The sequence below is a fragment of the Brachybacterium squillarum M-6-3 genome (genome assembly GCF_000225825.1).
In the GTDB taxonomy this organism is placed as follows: domain Bacteria; phylum Actinomycetota; class Actinomycetes; order Actinomycetales; family Dermabacteraceae; genus Brachybacterium; species Brachybacterium squillarum.
Window position 1 is genome coordinate 743,142 of the sequence record NZ_AGBX01000001.1, and the last position, 16,277, is coordinate 759,418.

Here is a 16,277-nt window from a genome sequence, read left to right on the forward strand (position 1 = left end):
TCCAGGCCCCGCCCGCGCGGGTCAGTCGGCGGGGCCCTCCCGCAGCAGCCGGTAGACGATCGAGTCGTCCTTCGCGCCGAGGCCCTGCTCGTCGCCGCGGCGGTAGAGGGCGGCGGCGGTCCTCGCCAGCGGGACCTCCTGCCCCGCCTCCGCGGCGGCCTCGGTGACCAGCCCCATGTCCTTGACGAAGATGGTCAGCGCGGACTTCACCGCGTCGTAGTCCTCGGCGACCATGCGGGCGCCGCGGTCGGCGAGCATGAAGGAGGCGGCGGCCCCGCCGCCGAGCACCTCGTGGACCTGGCCGCGGTCCAGGCCCATCGCCTCGGCGAGCGCGAGCGCCTCCCCGGCGGCGGCGATGTGCACGCCGCACAGCAGCTGGTTGACGATCTTCACCCGCTGGCCGTCGCCCGGACGCGGGCCGACCACGGGGGCGCTGGCGGCGAGGGCGTCCAGCACGGGCCGGGCCCGGGCGACGTCCTCCGCGGCCCCGCCGACCATCACCAGCAGATCGCCGGTGGCCGCACGGGCGGTGCCGCCGGAGACGGGCGCGTCGACGATGCGGGAGGTGGTCCAGGTCAGCGAGCGCACCGCCTCCTCGAGGGCGGCGGGGCCGACGGTCGCCATGATCAGCAGGGTCGTCTCCGCGGTGAGGGCGCCGACGATGCCGTGCTCGCCGTGCAGCACCGCCTCGAGCTGGGCGGGGGTCGCGACCATCAGCACCACCACGTCGGCGCCCGTGGCCGCCTCGGCGGCGCTGGCAGCCGGGGTCGCGACGTCGGCGAGGGCGGTGAGCGCGGCGGGGTTCAGGTCGAAGGCGGTGACGGGCAGGCCGGCGGTGGCGGCGGCGCGGGCCATGGGGGCGCCGATCGCACCGAGGCCGATCCAGCCGACGGTGGGGGTGGCGGACATGCGGGGCTCCTGGGGTGGGACGGGTCAGCGGGTGGCGGCGGTGAGGCGGTCGACGACGTCGGCGAGGGCCTGCTCGCCGCCGACGTTGCCGGGGAAGACCACGTAGGGCATGCCCATCACCTCATCGGGGGCGTCGACGGTGGCGAAGAGGGAGACCTGACCGGGCCAGAACTGGCCGACCACCTCGGCGCGGCGCATGTCCAGGCCGGAGGCGGCGACCTCGTGGGAGGTGATGCCGCCCTTGGCGACGACCCAGGCGGGCCGGGCGGTGCGGACGCGGCGCACCGCCTCGACGACGGCGTCGGAGACGCGGCGGGCGATGGCCAGTGAGGCCGCGGGGTCCTCGGTGCGGATCAGGTCACGGCTGGTGTAGACCACGCAGTCGTCCTCGGCGAGCGCCGCGGTGAGGCGCTCGGCGACCTCGGCGAGGTGCCCCTCGCGGCGCTCGTCGAGCAGGGAGGGCACGTGCAGCTCCACCTCGACCAGGCTCCCGCGCTGCTGGACGGCGCGCAGCTGGGTGGTGGTGAGGCCGACGTGGGAGCCGACCACCACGAGGCCATGGGGCAGGCGGCCGGCGGGGATCTCCAGGGTGTCGGCCTCGACCACGGTGGCGCCGTGCTGACCGGCCAGGGGCCGCACGAAGGAGGGCCCGCAGCGGGTGATGAAGGTGCGGCCGGCGGCCTCGAGCTCGGCAAGGGCCGCGGTGACGGTCTCCATGTCCTCGTAACGGCTGGCGTCGACGGCGATCCAGCGGCCGTCGCGGGCCTGCTCGAGGATCTGCTGCACCCAGGCGGTGCCGCCCTCGCGGATGTCGGCGAGGCGGATGCTGAGCACGTCGCCTGCGCGGACGGCGCCGCCCGAGCGCTCCTCGAGGACCTCGCGCAGGTCGGAGTGGTGGAAGCCGAAGGTGGCGTCGCGGGCGAAGTCGGTCTCGGCGACGGGCACGGCGGCGCCGTCGACCGTGGCGTAGTGGATGCCGTCCTCGGTGAAGCGGCCGGCCTCGATCATGGCGGGACAGAACAGGATGCCGTCCACGTCGACCCCCCGGTCGGCGAGCTCGGCGCGGATCGCCTCGGGCTCGGCGATCAGGTGGCCGCGCAGGGTGGAGTCGGAGCGGGAGACCACGTGCAGGCCGGCCGGGTCGACGCCCGCGTCCAGCACCCCGCCGAGCACGCGGCGGTTCAGGGCGACGGCCTCGTTCTCGTCCAGGGCGCGGGTGTTGGTGAGCACGAAGCAGGCGGCGCCCTCCGTGCCGGCGTCGCGGAGCACGGCGGCGGGCACGGCCGGGTCCTCCCCCAGGGCCACGTCCACCCCGGCCACGCACTGGGAGCCGGTGGGGTCGTCGTCGAGCACGAGCAGGCGGCGGGCGGGGGCCATGCGGGGGTCCTTCCGGACGGTGCGGGTCGGGCGGCGATGCGGGGAGGGCCGTCCACGAGATGGATCCGAGGCGACAGCGGCCTGCATATATCGAAGCAGTGTCTCTCCGACTCCATCCCGTGGACAGCCCCCGGCGCGGATCGGACTAGGCGGCGATCAGGAACACCACGGTCGACAGGGCGAAGCCCAGCAGCGAGATGGTGGTGCCGACCAGCGACCAGGTCTTGAAGGTGGTCACCGTGTCGAAGCCGCAGAAGCGGCCGATCAGCCAGAAGCCCGAGTCGTTCACGTGCGACCAGCCGATCGAGGCGGCGCCGATGGTGATGACGATCGCGGCGACCGCCACGGAGCCGAAGTCGCCGCCCAGCACGGCCGGGGCCATGATCGAGGCGCCGGTGGTGGCGGCCACGGTGGCGGAGCCCTGGGCGATGCGCATCGCCATCGTCACCAGGTAGGCGGCGAGGATCAGCGGCAGGCCGAGGGCGTCCAGGCCGTCGGCCACGGAGGAGCCGATGCCGGTCTCGGTGAGGATGCGGCCGAAGGCACCGCCCGCGCCGGTGATCAGGATGATCGAGCAGACGGGCGCGAGGGCGTCGTCCACCAGGTTCTCGAGGGTCCCGCCGATGGTCAGGCCCTGGCGGCGGCGCGGCACGATGTACAGCACCAGCATCGCCAGCAGCGCGGACAGGGCCAGCGCCACCGGGGTCGCGCCGATCAGGCGGGACAGGGCGAACAGCACGTTGTCCTCGGTGACCGCGTCGGAGGCCTGCGCGGTGGACATCGCGGTGTTGAAGAATATCAGCAGCAGGGGCAGCAGCAGCACCGCGATGATCGCCGTGAAGGAGGGGCGCTCCTCGGCGGGCACGTCGCGGGGCTCGCCCAGCAGCGCCGGCACCGGGGTGTCCGGGAACCTCTTGGCGATCGCGGTGGCCACCAGGTAGCCGCCGAAGTACCAGGTGGGCAGCCCGATCAGCAGGCCGATCAGCACGACCAGGCCGATGTCGGCGCCCATCACGGTGGCGGCGGCGGTCGGGCCCGGGTGGGGCGGCAGCAGGGCGTGCATCATCATGAACGAGGCGATCGAGGGAAGCACGTAGAGCATGAAGGAGCCGCCCAGACGCCGCGCCACCGTGTAGATCACCGGCAGCATCACGATGAAGCCGGCGTCCAGGAAGATCGGGAAGGCGTAGAACAGCGAGGCCACGGAGAGGGCCAGCGGTGCCCGCGCTTCCCCGAAGGTGTCGAGCATCTTGTCGGCCAGCACCTGCGCCCCGCCGGTGACCTCCACCAGTCTGCCCAGCACGGCGCCGAAGCCGACTAGCAGGGCCACGGTGCCGACCGTGGTGCTGAAACCCTCGATCACCACCGTGATGACGTCGCCGACGCCGATGCCGGCGGCCAGGCCGGTTCCGACGGCGACGATCAGCAGGGAGAAGAAGGCGTGCAGCCGCACTTTGATGATGAGGCCGAGGAGCACGGCGATCGCGACGACGGCGATCGTGAGGAGCAGCCAGACCGGCCGATCCGCGAGGACGAGTTCTTCCACGGGACTCTCCTTCGAGTCGAGGTGGGCCCCGAGGCCGGTCCGGCCGCGGGGCGTCAGGGATGAGGGAGGGGCTCAGCGGGCCTTGGGGGCGGGGCCGAGCTCGGCGAGCAGCTGGGACATCTTGGCGTAGGCGCGGTTGCGGTAGGCGACGAGCTCCTCGCGGGTGTCCTCGTCGTAGTCGCCCAGCAGGCCCTTGCCGTTCTTGACGCCCTTGCGGTCGCCGGCGACCGCATCGGTGAGCAGCTCGGGGGTGGCCAGGCGGTCGCCGAAGGCGTTCTCGAAGGTCACGAAGCAGTTGGCGTAGACGTCCAGGCCCGCCTGGTCGGCGATCGCGAAGGGGCCGAAGAAGCCCAGGCGAAAGCCGAAGGTGGTGCGCACGATGGTGTCGACGTCCTCGGCGGTGGCGACGCCCTCCTCGACGATGGCGGTGGCCTCCTTCAGCAGCACGTACTGCAGGCGGTTCAGCACCATGCCGGGGGTGTCGGCGACCTGGGCGCCCTGGTTGCCGGATCGGGCCAGCAGCTCCTTGACCTCGGCGATCGCCACATCGGTGGTGGCCTCGCCGGCCACCAGCTCGACGCCGGGGATGAAGGGGGCGGGGTTGGAGAAGTGCACGGTGAGGAAGCGCTCGGGGTGCTCGACGGCGCTCTCGAGCTCCTTCACCGGGATGGTGGAGGTATTGGTGCCGATGATCGCGTCGGGGCGGGCGTGCTTCGAGATCAGGGCGAGCACGTCGCGCTTGACGTCGATCCGCTCGAAGACGGCCTCCTCGATGAAGTCGACGTCGGCGACGGCCTCCTCGATGGTCTTGCCGGCGGAGATGTTCTGCTCCACCAGGTCGGCGCTGCCCGGGGAGAACAGGCCCTGCTCCTCGAACTGGCGGGCCTCGGCGCGCAGGCGCTGCAGGGAGGCATTGGCGTTGTCGACGCTGACGTCGGCGATGGTCACGTCGAAGCCGGCGATGGCGAGCACCTGGGCGATGCCGCCGCCCATGTAGCCGGCGCCGACGATGGTCACGGTGGAGATGGACATGCAGGGGACTCCTTCGTCTGGGGCGATGCTGCGGGTGAGCGTCGGGGCGTGCGCGGGGCACGGTCTCGAGGCGGTCGGGCGTCGATGCCGGGGCGAGGGGGCGTCGATGCCGGTGCCGTGGCCTGCCCGGCCCGGGTCGTTCCGGGGAGGCATGCCGTCTCGCCGCCCAGCATAACGATCCTATTGGATATCTGCTAGGGGTGTATGGGTGGTTGGAGGGGGTTCGGGGTGCCGGGCATGCGGGATCGGTGCCATCCCGGTGCCGTGCCCCGGGGGACGGAGGACCCACCCGCCCCGACGGCGGGCTCAGACCATGTGCTTGCCGCCGTCGACGAACACGCTGCCGCCGCTGACGTAGCTGGAGTCCTCGCTGACCAGGAAGTTCACCAGGCCGGCGACCTCCTGCGGCTGGCCCACGCGCTGCACGGGGATGTCCGCGGACATGCCCTGCTTGCGCTCGTCCGAGAGCTGGCCGCCCATGATGTCGGTGTCGATCGGGCCGGGCACGATCGCGTTGACGGTGATGCCGTAGCGGCCCAGCTCGCGGGCGGCGCCGCGGGTCAGGCCCAGCACCGCCGCCTTCGCGGCCGCATAGCCGGTCTTGGAGAAGGTGCCGCCGCCGTCGTAGGCCGTGATCGAGGAGGTGTTCACGATCCGCCCGCCGGTGCCGGCGTCGATCATCCGCCGCGCGGCGGCCTGGGTCATCAGCAGGGTGCCCTTGGCGTTGACGCCCATCACCCGGTCCCACAGCTCGGGGGTGATCTCGAAGATGGTGTCGGGGCTGGCCACGCCGGCCAGATTCACGACGGCCAGCACCGGCGGCAGCTCGGCGTCGATGCGCTCGAAGGCGCGTTCCACGGCGGCGGCGTCGGTGATGTCCAGGCCGAGGCCGACCACCTGGCGACCGGAGGCGGCGGTCAGCTCGGCGGCGTAGGTCACCACGGCGTCCTCGTCGATGTCGACGAGGGCCAGGTTCCAGCCGGTGGAGGCGAGCTTGCGGGCCACGTGGCGGCCGATGCCGCGGGCGCCACCGGCACCGGTGACCACGGCGGTGCGCTCGGCGGGAAAGGTCTGGACGGATTCGATGGCGAGGTTCTCGCCGGTCGCGCTGGTCTCGTTGCTCATCATGGTGCTCCTTCGCGGCTCAGGCGGCGTCACGGTCGGCCAGGGCAGAAGTGAGCACCTGGCGGATGTAGTCGACGTTCTCGGCGATGACGCCGAGGGAGTCGGAGCCGTAGTGCTCGCAGCAGAACGGGCCGGTGTAGCCGAGCTCGAGGGCGCGGCGGATGATCTTGCGGTAGTTGATGTAGCCGGTCTTCAGCGGCAGCGGTGCGCTGGAATAGGCGCCGGTGGCCGGGTCGAAGTCCCGCGAGTAGTTCTTGATGTGCCAGAAGTTCGCCTGCGGGAGCACCTTCTCGAAGATGTCCTCGTAGGGCTCGACCTCGCGGTGCAGGCGCACCAGGTTGCCCACGTCCGGGTTCAGGCCGACGTTGTCGTGGCCGAGGTCGGTCACGAAGGAGACGGCGTCGTCCGCGGTGCCGACGTAGGTGTCCTCGTACATCTCCAGGCTGATCTGCACGCCGTGCTGCGCGCCGAGGTCGCCGAGGTCGCGGATCCGCTCCAGGGCGAGGTCGCGCAGGGCCGGGTCGTCGTGGTGGCCCTCCTCCAGCCAGAACCAGATGGCCTTCGCCTGGGCGGGGGTGAGCGCCTGCATGAAACCGGTGTTGACCAGCGAGACCCCGAAGCTGGGGGCGATCTCCACGAAGCGCTTCGCGTCGGCGAGGTTCGCCTCGCCGTGCTCGACGTCGACGACGGAGTTGCGGGTCATGGAGATGGAGGCGAGGGAGAGGCCCTCCCCGTCGAGCACGCGGCGGAACTCCTCGAGGCGCTCGTCCGAGAGCTTGGCCAGGGGCAGCCACGCATCGGTGGGATCGATCTGGTCGACCCCGAGCTCCTTGACCTGTCGGAGCTGGGAGGCCCAGAGGCGGGAGTCGGCCTCCTGCATCGGGCGTCCGTCGGGGGCCGTGTTCCCGAAGGTCAGCATGTTGGCCCCGATGGGCCAGGTCTCGGCGGTGAACATCATCGTCCTTCCTCATCGGCGAGTGCGTCCCTCGATCCTATAGGATAATCTGGCACGAGTGGAAGAGTGACGGCGTGACGCTTCGATCGAGTCGCCGCACATCTCCCCGTCGGGTTCTCGAACCTGCGGGGCGGCCCTCCCGTCGGCACTGGTCCGACCAGTTCCGACGGAGGCAACGCGTTCACTCCCCGCTCGTAGGATCACACCGACCCCGGGATGGCCGGCTCCCTCCGGCCCGGACCCGTTCGTCGCGCCCTCACCGTCCGATGGCGCCCGTGGAGGAAATCAACGATGACGTATCTCTTCAACGACCCGGCCGCCTTCGCCGCGCAGGCCGTCCAGGGCCTGGCCCTGGCCCACCCCGACCACGTGGCCACCGTCCACGGCGGCCTGGTGCGCGCGACCGAGACCCCTGAGGGCCAGCCCGCCCTGGTGATCGGCGGAGGCTCCGGCCACTACCCCGCCTTCGCCGGCTGGGTCGGCCCCGGCATGGGGCACGGCGCCCCCTGCGGCAACATCTTCGCCTCGCCCTCGGCCTCCCAGGTCTACTCGGTGGCCCGCAACGCCGAGAACGGCGGCGGCGTGCTGCTGGGCTTCGGCAACTACGCCGGGGACGTGCTGCACTTCGGCCTCGCCGCCGAGAAGCTGCGCGCCGAGGGCATCGACGCGCGCCTGGTGCGCGTCAGCGACGACATCGTCTCCAACCCGCCCGAGCAGCACCGCGAGCGCCGCGGCATCGCCGGCGACCTGCCCGTCTTCAAGATCACCGGCGCCGCCATCGAGGCAGGGGCCGACATCGCCGAGGCCGAGCGGGTCTTCACCGCCGCCAACGACGCCACCCGCTCCTTCGGCGTGGCCTTCGACGGCTGCACCGTCCCCGGCTCCGAGGAGCCCCTGTTCCACGTGCCCGAGGGTCAGATGGGCGTGGGCCTGGGCATCCACGGCGAGCCCGGCGTGCGCGACCAGGACCTCGGCACCGCCGACGAGGTCGCCGCGCTGCTGGTCGAGGGCCTCCTCGCCGAGCAGCCGGAGCGCGTCGCGGGCGGCTACCAGGGCCGCGCCGCCGTGGTGCTGAACGGCCTGGGCACCGTGAAGTACGAGGAGCTGTTCGTCGTCTACACCAAGGTGGCCGAGCTGCTGGAGCAGGCCGGCATCACCCCCGTCCGCCCCGAGGTGGGCGAGTTCGTGACCAGCCTCGACATGGCCGGCCTGTCCCTGACCCTGGTGTTCCTGGACGAGGAGCTGGAGCGGCACTGGCTGGCCCCGGTCGACACCCCCGCCTACCACCGCGGCGCGATGCCCGACGTCCAGCGCCCCCGCCGCGCGAGCTTCTGGGAGGCCGGCGCCGACCCGGTGCCCGCGGCCACCGAGGAGTCCCGTGCGGCCGCCTCCCACGTCACCGCGGTGCTCGACCTGTTCCAGCGGGTCTGCGCTCGCGAGGAGGCGGAGCTGGGCCGCATCGACGCGATCGCGGGCGACGGCGACCACGGCCAGGGCATGGCCTACGGCTCCACCGGCGCCGCCAAGGCCGCCCACGCGGCGCTCGACGAGGGCGCCGGGGCCCGTACCGTGCTGGTCCGCGCCGGGGAGGCCTGGTCCGAGTCGGCCGGCGGCACCTCCGGGGCGCTCTGGGGCGCGGCGCTGACCGCGGCGGGCGGCGTGTTCGCCGACGACGCCGGCACCTCCTCCGAGATCACCGTCCGCGCGATCGACGCCGGCATCGACGCGGTGCTGCGCCTGGGCGGCGCCGAGCTCGGCGACAAGACCATGGTCGACGCCGCGATCCCCTTCCGCGACGCCCTGGCCGAGGCCTTCGCCCGCGGCGACGTCTCCACCGCGATCGCCGAGGCGGCGCAGGTAGCCCGCGAGGCCGCCGACCGCACCGCGGACATCACGGCCCGCCGCGGCCGCTCCCGCGTGCTGGGAGACAAGTCCCTGGGCACCCCCGACCCCGGCGCGATCTCCTTCTCGATCCTCATGCGAGAGCTGGCCGAGCACCTGTCCTGACCCCACCGGTTCCCCTCCCCCGGCCCGGACCCGTACCGTGCCGGGGAGGGGGATCCACCCGGTCGGCCCCGCGCCGGCCCCGAGACCCGGACGCCGCCGCCCGGCGGCCGTCCCCCGATGCACCGAAGGAGCACCCCATGACCTGGAACATCGTCGTCGGCGGCGACAACGCCGGATACGGCTACAAGGAAGAGCTGAAGGCCCTGCTGGAGTCCGACGACCGCGTGGGCACCGTGACCGACGTGGGCGTGGGCTCCACCGAGGACGGCACCTACTACCCGAACGTCGCGGTCGCCGCCGCGGAGAAGGTCGCCGCCGGCGAGGCCGACCGGGCGCTGCTGATCTGCGGCACCGGCCTGGGCGTCGCGATCGCCGCGAACAAGGTCTCCGGCGTCCGCGCCGTCACCGCCCACGACCTCTACTCCGTGCAGCGCTCCGTGCTGTCCAACAACGCGCAGGTGCTGTGCATGGGCCAGCGCGTCGTGGGCCTCGAGCTCGCCAAGGAGCTGGTGAAGGTGTGGCTGGACCTCGAGTTCGACCCCACCTCCTCCTCCGCGGCGAAGGTCGACGCGATCTGCGCCTACGACGGCTCGCTCGAGCAGGCCTGAGCCGCCCGGGCCTCGCGCCCCCGCACCCCACCGGGCCGGGCGCCCGGCCGCCCCGCCGGTCGCCCAGCGTCGCCCCCACCCCTCGCTCCCTCGACGGCTGTCCATGAGATGGAGCGAGGGAGACGGTGCCCTGCATATGGCGGGGCACCGTCTCCTGTGATCCATTCCGTGGACAGCACCGCCGTCCACCCCGCTCCGAAAGGCCCCCGATGACGCTCTGGGTCGGCACCAGCTGGAAGATGACCAAGACCCTCGCCGAGGCCCGCACCTGGGCCACCGGCCTGCGCGATCACCTGGACGGATGGGCCCCCGAGGGGGTGCAGCCCTTCGTGATCCCCTCCTTCACGGCCACCACCACGGTGCGGGAGGTCCTCGGGGAGGACTCCCCTGTGCTGCTGGGCGTGCAGAACGCCCACTGGGAGGACGCGGGAGCCTGGACCGGCGAGGTCTCGGTGGCCCAGGCCGCGGACGCGGGGGCGCAGATCGTGGAGAGCGGCCACTCCGAGCGGCGCGAGCACTTCGGGGAGACCGTGGAGACCACGCGGCTCAAGGTCGCCGCGGCCCTGCGCCACGGCCTCACCCCGCTGCTGTGCATCGGGGAGAGCCTGGAGGTGAAGGACGCCGGCGGCTCCGCGGACTTCATCCTGGAGCAGGCCGCCGGGGCGCTGGAGGGCCTGGACGTGGAGCAGCTCGCGCAGGTGGTCATCGCCTACGAGCCGATCTGGGCGATCGGCGAGCACGGCCGGCCCGCCACCGTCGCGGAGCTCGTCGAGCCCTTCGCCGCGCTCGGCGAGGCCTACACCGAGCGGGTCGCGGGCCTGCTGTACGGCGGCTCGGTGAACCTGGACAACGCCGCGGACCTGCTGGGCATCGACCACGTGACCGGCCTGTTCGTGGGCCGCACCGCCTGGGAGCTGCCGGGCTACCTGGAGCTGCTGCGGATCGCGGAGGCCCACGCCGCCGCTTGACCCGGGATCAGCCGCGCGTCTCCTCAGTGGCGACCGCCGGGAGGGAGCGCGAGAGCACGCCGTCCAGGTGGGACTCGAGGGCCTTCAGCGCCCCGTCGTGGTGGTGGCGGCGCACCATCTCCAGGATCTCCCCGTGCTCGCTGTGCGCCTGACGGCCGTCGAACAGGCCGGCGCCGGTCCAGGTCTGACGCATGCGGTGGGTGTGGGTGCCGAGGTTCTCCACCATCGTGTGCAGGTAGCGGTTCGCGGCGTGCTCGAAGAACACCTGGTGGAAGGCCCAGTCGGCGCGGAAGTGCTCGTGCATCAGCGGGTAGTCGACGGTCTCGACGGCCTCGATGGCGTCCAGCACCTCGCCGTGGCGGGCGTGCGCGATCTCGAGGTCGGCGAGCAGCCCCTCCCACTGGGTGAAGGAGCGGCCGAGCGCGGCGGACTCGACGACGTTGCGGGCGTCCAGCAGCTCGATCATGTGCGCGGCGTCCAGCATGGGGGCGACCACGTAGCCGCGCAGCGCCACGTACTCGACCAGCCCGCTGCGCTCGAGGGCGACCATCGCCTCGCGCACCGGGGTGGGTGAGACCTCGAGGTCGCGGGCCAGGCCGTCGATGCTGAGCCGGGAGCCGGGCTCCCAGCGGTTCTCGAGGAGGCGCTGCAGGATCAGCTGCTCGACCTCGTCGCGCAGCACCTGTCGTCTGATCGCCATCGGCGGTTCCTCCCGGGCCCTCGCCCGACGCTCTGCCGGGTGATCGTTCTTCCCATAGGATAACGGTTCGCCGCGATTGCCCTGCTCAGACGCCGGACTCCCGATGACGGGACCCCGGACGTCCTCCGGCGACGACCGTGCTCAGCGGGCCTCGGGGTCGGGCTGGTGGAGGCCGAACACGTTGTGCTCGGTGTCGTGGAAGTAGGCCTGCCACGCCATGCCGGGCAGGGCGTACTTCGGCAGCGCCTCGGTGCCGCCCGAGGATGGCGCCGTCGATGCCGAGGCCCTCCCCCGTGCTGACGCCGACGTAGGGCATCCCGGCGTATTCGGACCAGTCCTGCATCGACCAGCTGAAGACCTCGCGGTAGAACGCGGTGGCGCGCTCGACGTCGGCGGCCTGGATCTCGAAGTGGACGGGACGGCCGAGGGAGGCGGCAGGCGTCTTCTCGCCGTCGGCGCTGGTGGAGGGTTGGTTCTCGGTCACGATGGATCCTCTCGCTGCGGGGGCCGGGGAGCGGCCCTGGCTCCAGGGTAGGTACCGGGATCGGTCCCCGGAGCGGGGTCAGCCGACCTCCACCTCGAGCAGCGAGCCGTCCCGCACCAGCTCCCGCGGCAGCCGCACCCCGGCGGCGCGGTAGCGCCGCGCGAGGGGCACGACGGACGCATCGGAGCCGTCCAGGGGGATCTCGCGGCCGTCCACGCGCAGGGAGCGCAGGCCGCAGCCGGCGCCGCCGACGCGATAGCGGACCGTGGCCTCGCCCTCGGGCAGGGGGATGCGGGCCTCGGTGTCGTCGAGCTCGGCGGCCAGCACCGGGTCGATCTCGATCCCGGTGGCGCGCACCCGCACGCCCAGCATCTCCTCGACCACCAGGCGCAGCAGCAGACCGGGACCGGAGGAGTACACGCGCCAGCCGCCCTCGAAGCCGGTGGCGGGGTCGAACATCCGGGCGGCGTGCTCATCGGCGCTCCAGCGGTCGGGGAAGACCGCGTCGGCGCTGGAGAAGTACGCGGTGGCCTGGCGGGGCCGGGCGCCGCGCAGGCGGTCGGAGATGCCGATGGGCACGGCCTTCAGCAGCTCCTGCCAGGCCTGCTCGGCCTCGCCGAGGTGCAGCAGGGCCTCGATCCAGCGCAGGTGCGCATGCATGTACATCAGGCCGACCTCGCGGCCCCAGAAGGTGGCGGCCTCGGCGCGCAGGAACACCTCGGTGACGCCGCCGTGATAGCTCACGGGCCGGTCGAAGAGGTGCAGGCCGCTGGGCCCGACCAGGTGCTCCTCGAGGAGCTCCAGGTGGTGGCGGGCCTGCTCGGGCGTGAGCTGCTCGTCGGCGATGGCGTGGATCATCTGCAGGGACCCGTGACGCAGGCCGGTCTCCTCGTCACGGGGGTGGACGAGGTGGCGCAGCGGCCCGCCGTCGAGCACCGCGTACCCGGCGAGCTCCTCGTCGACCAGCAGTACCTCGGCGACGGCCTCGCGGGCCCCGGCGGCAAGCTCGCGGGAGCGGTCCGCGAGGGGCAGCTCGCCGCGGCCGACGGTCTCCAGGCCCTCCACGAGCGCGCCGAGGGAGGCGATCTCGAGGCCGGCGGTCCAGGCGGAGCAGAGGTGGCGGGCCAGCTCGGGGCGGGCGGGCTGCAGGGAGTCGTTCCAGTCGCCGTGGCCGTAGGCGGGCAGGCGGGGGTCGGCGGTGCGCTGGGCGGAGATGTGGGCGAGGGCCCGATCGACGTGGTCGAGCACCGGGGTGGGCTCGCCGAGGGCGTCCTCGCCGACCCATCCCGCGGGCTCGTCCAGCAGGCTGGCATCGCCGGTGACCTGCAGGTATTCGCCGAGAGCGCGCAGCGGCCAGTAGACCACGTCGCCGTGGCTGTCGCGCAGGCCGGGGCCGCCGTGGCCGGGCAGGTAGTCGAACCACTGCGGCCAGGTGCCGTCGACCTGCTGGGCGGCGAGCACCCGCAGCAGGGTCGCCCGCAGCACCTGGTGCTCGCCGGTGGCCAGCAGCAGGCCGACGGGGCCCTGGCAGACGTCGCGCACGCCCCAGGCACCGCCGGTGAACTGCTCCAGGCCGCGCGGGGAGCGGAAGTGCACGGCGGCGTTCTGGGCGAACCAGCCCAGTGACTCGCCGACGACGGCGACGGGGTCGCCGAGGCCGCCCGTCCGCCGGGTCCCGTCGAGGCGGGTGAGCCCGGGCAGGCGGGGCGTGTAACCGGCCGGATGCTCGCCGGCGGGCTCGGCCGTCTCGGCGGGGGCGCCGAGCTGCAGGTGCAGCTCACGCGCGGCGGGGGCGAGGACGCTGCGCAGGCCGGTGCCGTGGGCGGCGCCGTCGGTGAACAGGGCGGCGTCGTCCCCGAGGGGCAGTGCCGCGCCATCGGCCTCGGCGCGGACCTCGAGCGCCGGATCGGCATCGAGGCTGACCAGGAGGTCGCCGGGGGTGCCGGTGGTGCGGACGTCGAGGTGGACGGTCCCGGGCAGCTCCACGCGGCTGCGCACCTCGATCGTGGCCTCGGCCAGGCGGTACACCCAGGTGCTGTCGGCGGTGTCGGTGAGCCAGGCGGAGGGCAGGCCGAGCCGTCGCCAGGTGCCGTCGGGGTCACGGCGCAGGATCCGCACGCCGCCGACGGGGTCGAGGCCCAGGTAGGAGCGGCGGATCCCGGTCAGCGGTGCGGCGGAGGCGTGGCCGCGGGTGAGCTGGGAGCAGAACACGCCGCGCATCCAGACGGTGGAGGCGAGCACGGCGAGGTCGGGGGCGGCGCTCGCGCTGCGCTGCTGGATGTGGCCGTGGGGGCGCAGCACCAGGCGCTCCTTGGCGGCGGTGACCAGGTGTCCGGCGGGACCGAAGGCGGAGAGCAGGCGGTCCCCGTCGCGTTCGGCCAGGCGCAGCTCGCCGCCGGCGAGGGCCGTGAGCGCGGGCTCCTCGAGCGGGAGGGCCTCGGCCTCGGGGGCCAGGGCCAGCAGCGAGCCGGGCACCTCTGCGGGCTCGGCGCCCTCGGGCACCCGGGCGGGCAGCACCAGGGCGTCCCGCAGGGCCCGGATCGCGGGGGCGTCGGCGGGGCCGGTGGCGTCGGGATGGTCAGGCAGCACGGCGCCCCAGAAGCTGACGGTGCGCTCCTCGCCGGGTGCGAGGTCGAGGGGCGCGGTGCGCAGGGTGGCGAGGGTGTGCTCGTGCTGGAGCCGCTCGGAGGGGAGGTCCCGGGCCAGGTCGAGACCGGCGCCGGTGGTCCGGTCGATGAGCTGCAGGGCGTCGGTGGCCCAGGAGTCGATCGGATCGTCGCTGCCGACGACGGCCCAGGGGGTGCGGACGCCGGGCATGTTCTGGCGGACGGCGAGGGCGAGCGTGCCAGGGTCCTCTCCGAGCACGACGGGGGTGAGGTCGAGGTACTGCGCGACGTACTGCTCGTTGCGTCGCACGTCCTCCAGGGGGCTCAGGGCCACGTCGAGGGTGTGCAGCACGTCCAGCCGCAGCGGCGTCGATCCCGCGTTGTGCAGGGTGACCTGCCAGGTCCAGTCGGCCCCGTCCTCGGTGACGGCCACCCGGGTGCGGGCCGCGAGGTCGCCGTGGCGGGTGTGCACGGCGCCGTCCTCGCTGATCCGGCCGCCGCAGGCGGGGCCGTGCAGGCGATGGGCGCGCATCGCCCCGTCGGCCTCGTGCACCCGCAGGGAGAGGCCGGCGGGGCCGGAGGCGGCGGTCGTCGCGGGGTACTGCAGCAGGCTCAGCCCCTCGGCCTCGAGCCGCGCGGCGTCCCCGGCGGCGGTGCGCTCCAGCACCACCGACGAGGGGGTGAGGGTCGTGGGGTCGAGCTCCTGGTCCGGGGCGGTCATCGGCTCTCCTCGCGCTCGGGGGACGGCAGCTCCTCGCCGGTCCCGGGGTGGGCGCAGCCGCAGCTGGAGCGGTGCACGATCTGGGAGTCGAGGACCACGGGCTCCTCGACGGGGGCGCCGCCGTCCACGAGGGCGGCGAGGCGGCGGGCGGCCAGCGCGCCGAGCTCCTCGACGGGCTGGGCGACGGTGGTCAGGCCGGGCCGCACGAAGCGCGCGGCGTGCACGTCGTCCCAGCCGACGACGGCGACCTGGCCGGGCACGTCGACGCCTCCGTCCTGCAGGGCCCGCATGACCGCGAGGGCGAGCTGGTCGTTGCCGCAGACCAGGGCGTCGACGTCCAGGCCGGCGGCGAGGAGCTCGCGCACGACGTCCTCGCCGGCCTCCTCGACGGGATCGACGGCGAACAGCGGGCCGGCCTCGACCTCCGCCCCCGCGAGCGCGGCGAGGTAGCCCTGGTAGCGGGCGCCGATGTCGGAGTCGGGTTCGGGGCGGCCCACGAAGCCGACGCGGCGCTTGCCGGCCTCGAGCAGGTGCGCGGTCAGGTCGGCGGCGGCCCTCGGGTTCTCGGCGTACAGCGCGTCCCGGCCGGGCAGCCGGCCGCGGGCGGCGGTGACGACGGGCCGGCGGGCGGCGAGCTCCTCGATGAGGGCGTCCTCCACGGCGCTGCGGGCCATGAAGGCGATGCCGTCGACGTTGCTGGCCAGGGTGCGCACGGCCCGCTGAGGGTCGGTCTCGGGCCCGGCCAGGGAGATCACGACGGACAGGCCGAGCTCGCTGGCGGCCATCTCGAAGCCGACCAGCAGGGCCGCGTAGTAGGGACCGTCGATGTGGGGCAGCACCAGGCCGAGGGCGTGGGTGCGACGCCCGGCCAGGGCGCGGGCGGCGCCGTCGGGCACGTAGTTCAGCTCGCGGGCGGCCGTGAGCACGGCCTCCCGCGTGCGGTCGGCGACCTTGCTGCTGCCGCCGAGCGCCCGGGAGACGGTGGCCGTGGAGACCCCGGCGCGCTGGGCGACGGCGTAGATGGTGGCTGCGCCCTGGGTAGGCTCGAATCCGGCGGCGCCCCCGCGCCCTCGCGATCCTCGCCCCTCGCCTCGTGGGTTCATGGCTCCCTCTCCCCTCTGCGGTGCAACCGGTGCCGGCTCGGCGGCGCGACCGGAGCCGACGCCGTCGTCGACACCCTCGGTCCCTGCAGGCCCGAGGGGTGCAACCGCTTACATGTGCCTGCTCGGCCGAACCTAC

The 16,277-nt window shown here is 73.7% G+C and carries 13 protein-coding genes; 3 read left to right on the forward strand and 10 right to left on the reverse strand.

The features are described from left to right. Positions 1-21: 21 nt before the first annotated feature. The 6 genes from OM98_RS03265 to OM98_RS03290 all read right to left on the reverse strand — a co-directional run bounded on the left by OM98_RS03265 (position 22) and on the right by OM98_RS03290 (position 6,947). Positions 22-909: an NAD(P)-dependent oxidoreductase gene (locus OM98_RS03265; RefSeq protein ID WP_010533142.1), complete on the reverse strand. Its 888-nt coding sequence runs from the start codon at positions 907-909 to the stop codon at positions 22-24. A gap of 24 nt (positions 910-933) precedes the next feature. Beyond that, positions 934-2,286: a four-carbon acid sugar kinase family protein gene (locus OM98_RS03270; protein WP_010533143.1), complete on the reverse strand. Its 1,353-nt coding sequence runs from the start codon at positions 2,284-2,286 to the stop codon at positions 934-936. A 145-nt stretch (positions 2,287-2,431) separates the two neighbouring features. Then, positions 2,432-3,832, reverse strand: a complete 1,401-nt coding sequence (locus tag OM98_RS03275; RefSeq protein WP_010533144.1) for a GntP family permease — start codon at positions 3,830-3,832, stop codon at positions 2,432-2,434. 72 nt (positions 3,833-3,904) lie between these two features. Further along, positions 3,905-4,864 (reverse strand): 3-hydroxyacyl-CoA dehydrogenase family protein, encoded by a 960-nt coding sequence (locus OM98_RS03280; protein WP_010533145.1) that lies wholly within the window; start codon positions 4,862-4,864, stop codon positions 3,905-3,907. Between the two features lie 306 nt (positions 4,865-5,170). After that, positions 5,171-5,989, reverse strand: coding sequence for an SDR family NAD(P)-dependent oxidoreductase (locus OM98_RS03285; protein ID WP_010533146.1), 819 nt, complete (start codon positions 5,987-5,989; stop codon positions 5,171-5,173). Between the two features lie 19 nt (positions 5,990-6,008). After that, entirely contained in the window at positions 6,009-6,947 is a 939-nt protein-coding gene (locus tag OM98_RS03290; protein ID WP_010533147.1) for a sugar phosphate isomerase/epimerase family protein, read from the reverse strand. A gap of 288 nt (positions 6,948-7,235) precedes the next feature. Here OM98_RS03290 and OM98_RS03295 point away from each other — a divergent pair, with 288 nt between their 5' ends. The 3 genes from OM98_RS03295 (at position 7,236) to OM98_RS03305 (ending at position 10,527) form a co-directional block, all read left to right on the forward strand. Further along, a complete protein-coding gene (locus OM98_RS03295; RefSeq protein ID WP_010533148.1) occupies positions 7,236-8,951 on the forward strand; it encodes a dihydroxyacetone kinase family protein in 1,716 nt (571 codons plus the stop codon). A 137-nt stretch (positions 8,952-9,088) separates the two neighbouring features. Next, positions 9,089-9,559: a ribose-5-phosphate isomerase gene (locus tag OM98_RS03300; RefSeq protein WP_010533149.1), complete on the forward strand. Its 471-nt coding sequence runs from the start codon at positions 9,089-9,091 to the stop codon at positions 9,557-9,559. 209 nt (positions 9,560-9,768) lie between these two features. Further along, positions 9,769-10,527 carry a triose-phosphate isomerase gene (locus OM98_RS03305; RefSeq protein ID WP_010533150.1) on the forward strand — a complete coding sequence of 253 codons (759 nt, stop codon included), beginning with the start codon at positions 9,769-9,771 and terminating at the stop codon, positions 10,525-10,527. 7 nt (positions 10,528-10,534) lie between these two features. On the opposite strand, the gene OM98_RS03310 is transcribed toward OM98_RS03305, so the two are convergent. The 4 genes from OM98_RS03310 to OM98_RS03320 all read right to left on the reverse strand — a co-directional run bounded on the left by OM98_RS03310 (position 10,535) and on the right by OM98_RS03320 (position 16,141). Further along, on the reverse strand, positions 10,535-11,227 hold the full coding sequence (locus tag OM98_RS03310; protein WP_010533151.1) for a GntR family transcriptional regulator: 693 nt from the start codon (positions 11,225-11,227) through the stop codon (positions 10,535-10,537). Between the two features lie 85 nt (positions 11,228-11,312). Then, on the reverse strand, positions 11,313-11,711 hold the full coding sequence (locus OM98_RS15005; protein ID WP_010533152.1) for a VOC family protein: 399 nt from the start codon (positions 11,709-11,711) through the stop codon (positions 11,313-11,315). Between the two features lie 78 nt (positions 11,712-11,789). Then, a complete protein-coding gene (locus OM98_RS03315; protein ID WP_010533153.1) occupies positions 11,790-15,038 on the reverse strand; it encodes a cellobiose phosphorylase in 3,249 nt (1,082 codons plus the stop codon). Then, entirely contained in the window at positions 15,035-16,141 is a 1,107-nt protein-coding gene (locus tag OM98_RS03320) for a LacI family DNA-binding transcriptional regulator (protein ID WP_010533154.1), read from the reverse strand. Before OM98_RS03320 ends, OM98_RS03315 begins: the two co-directional genes overlap by 4 nt. Positions 16,142-16,277: the final 136 nt, after the last annotated feature.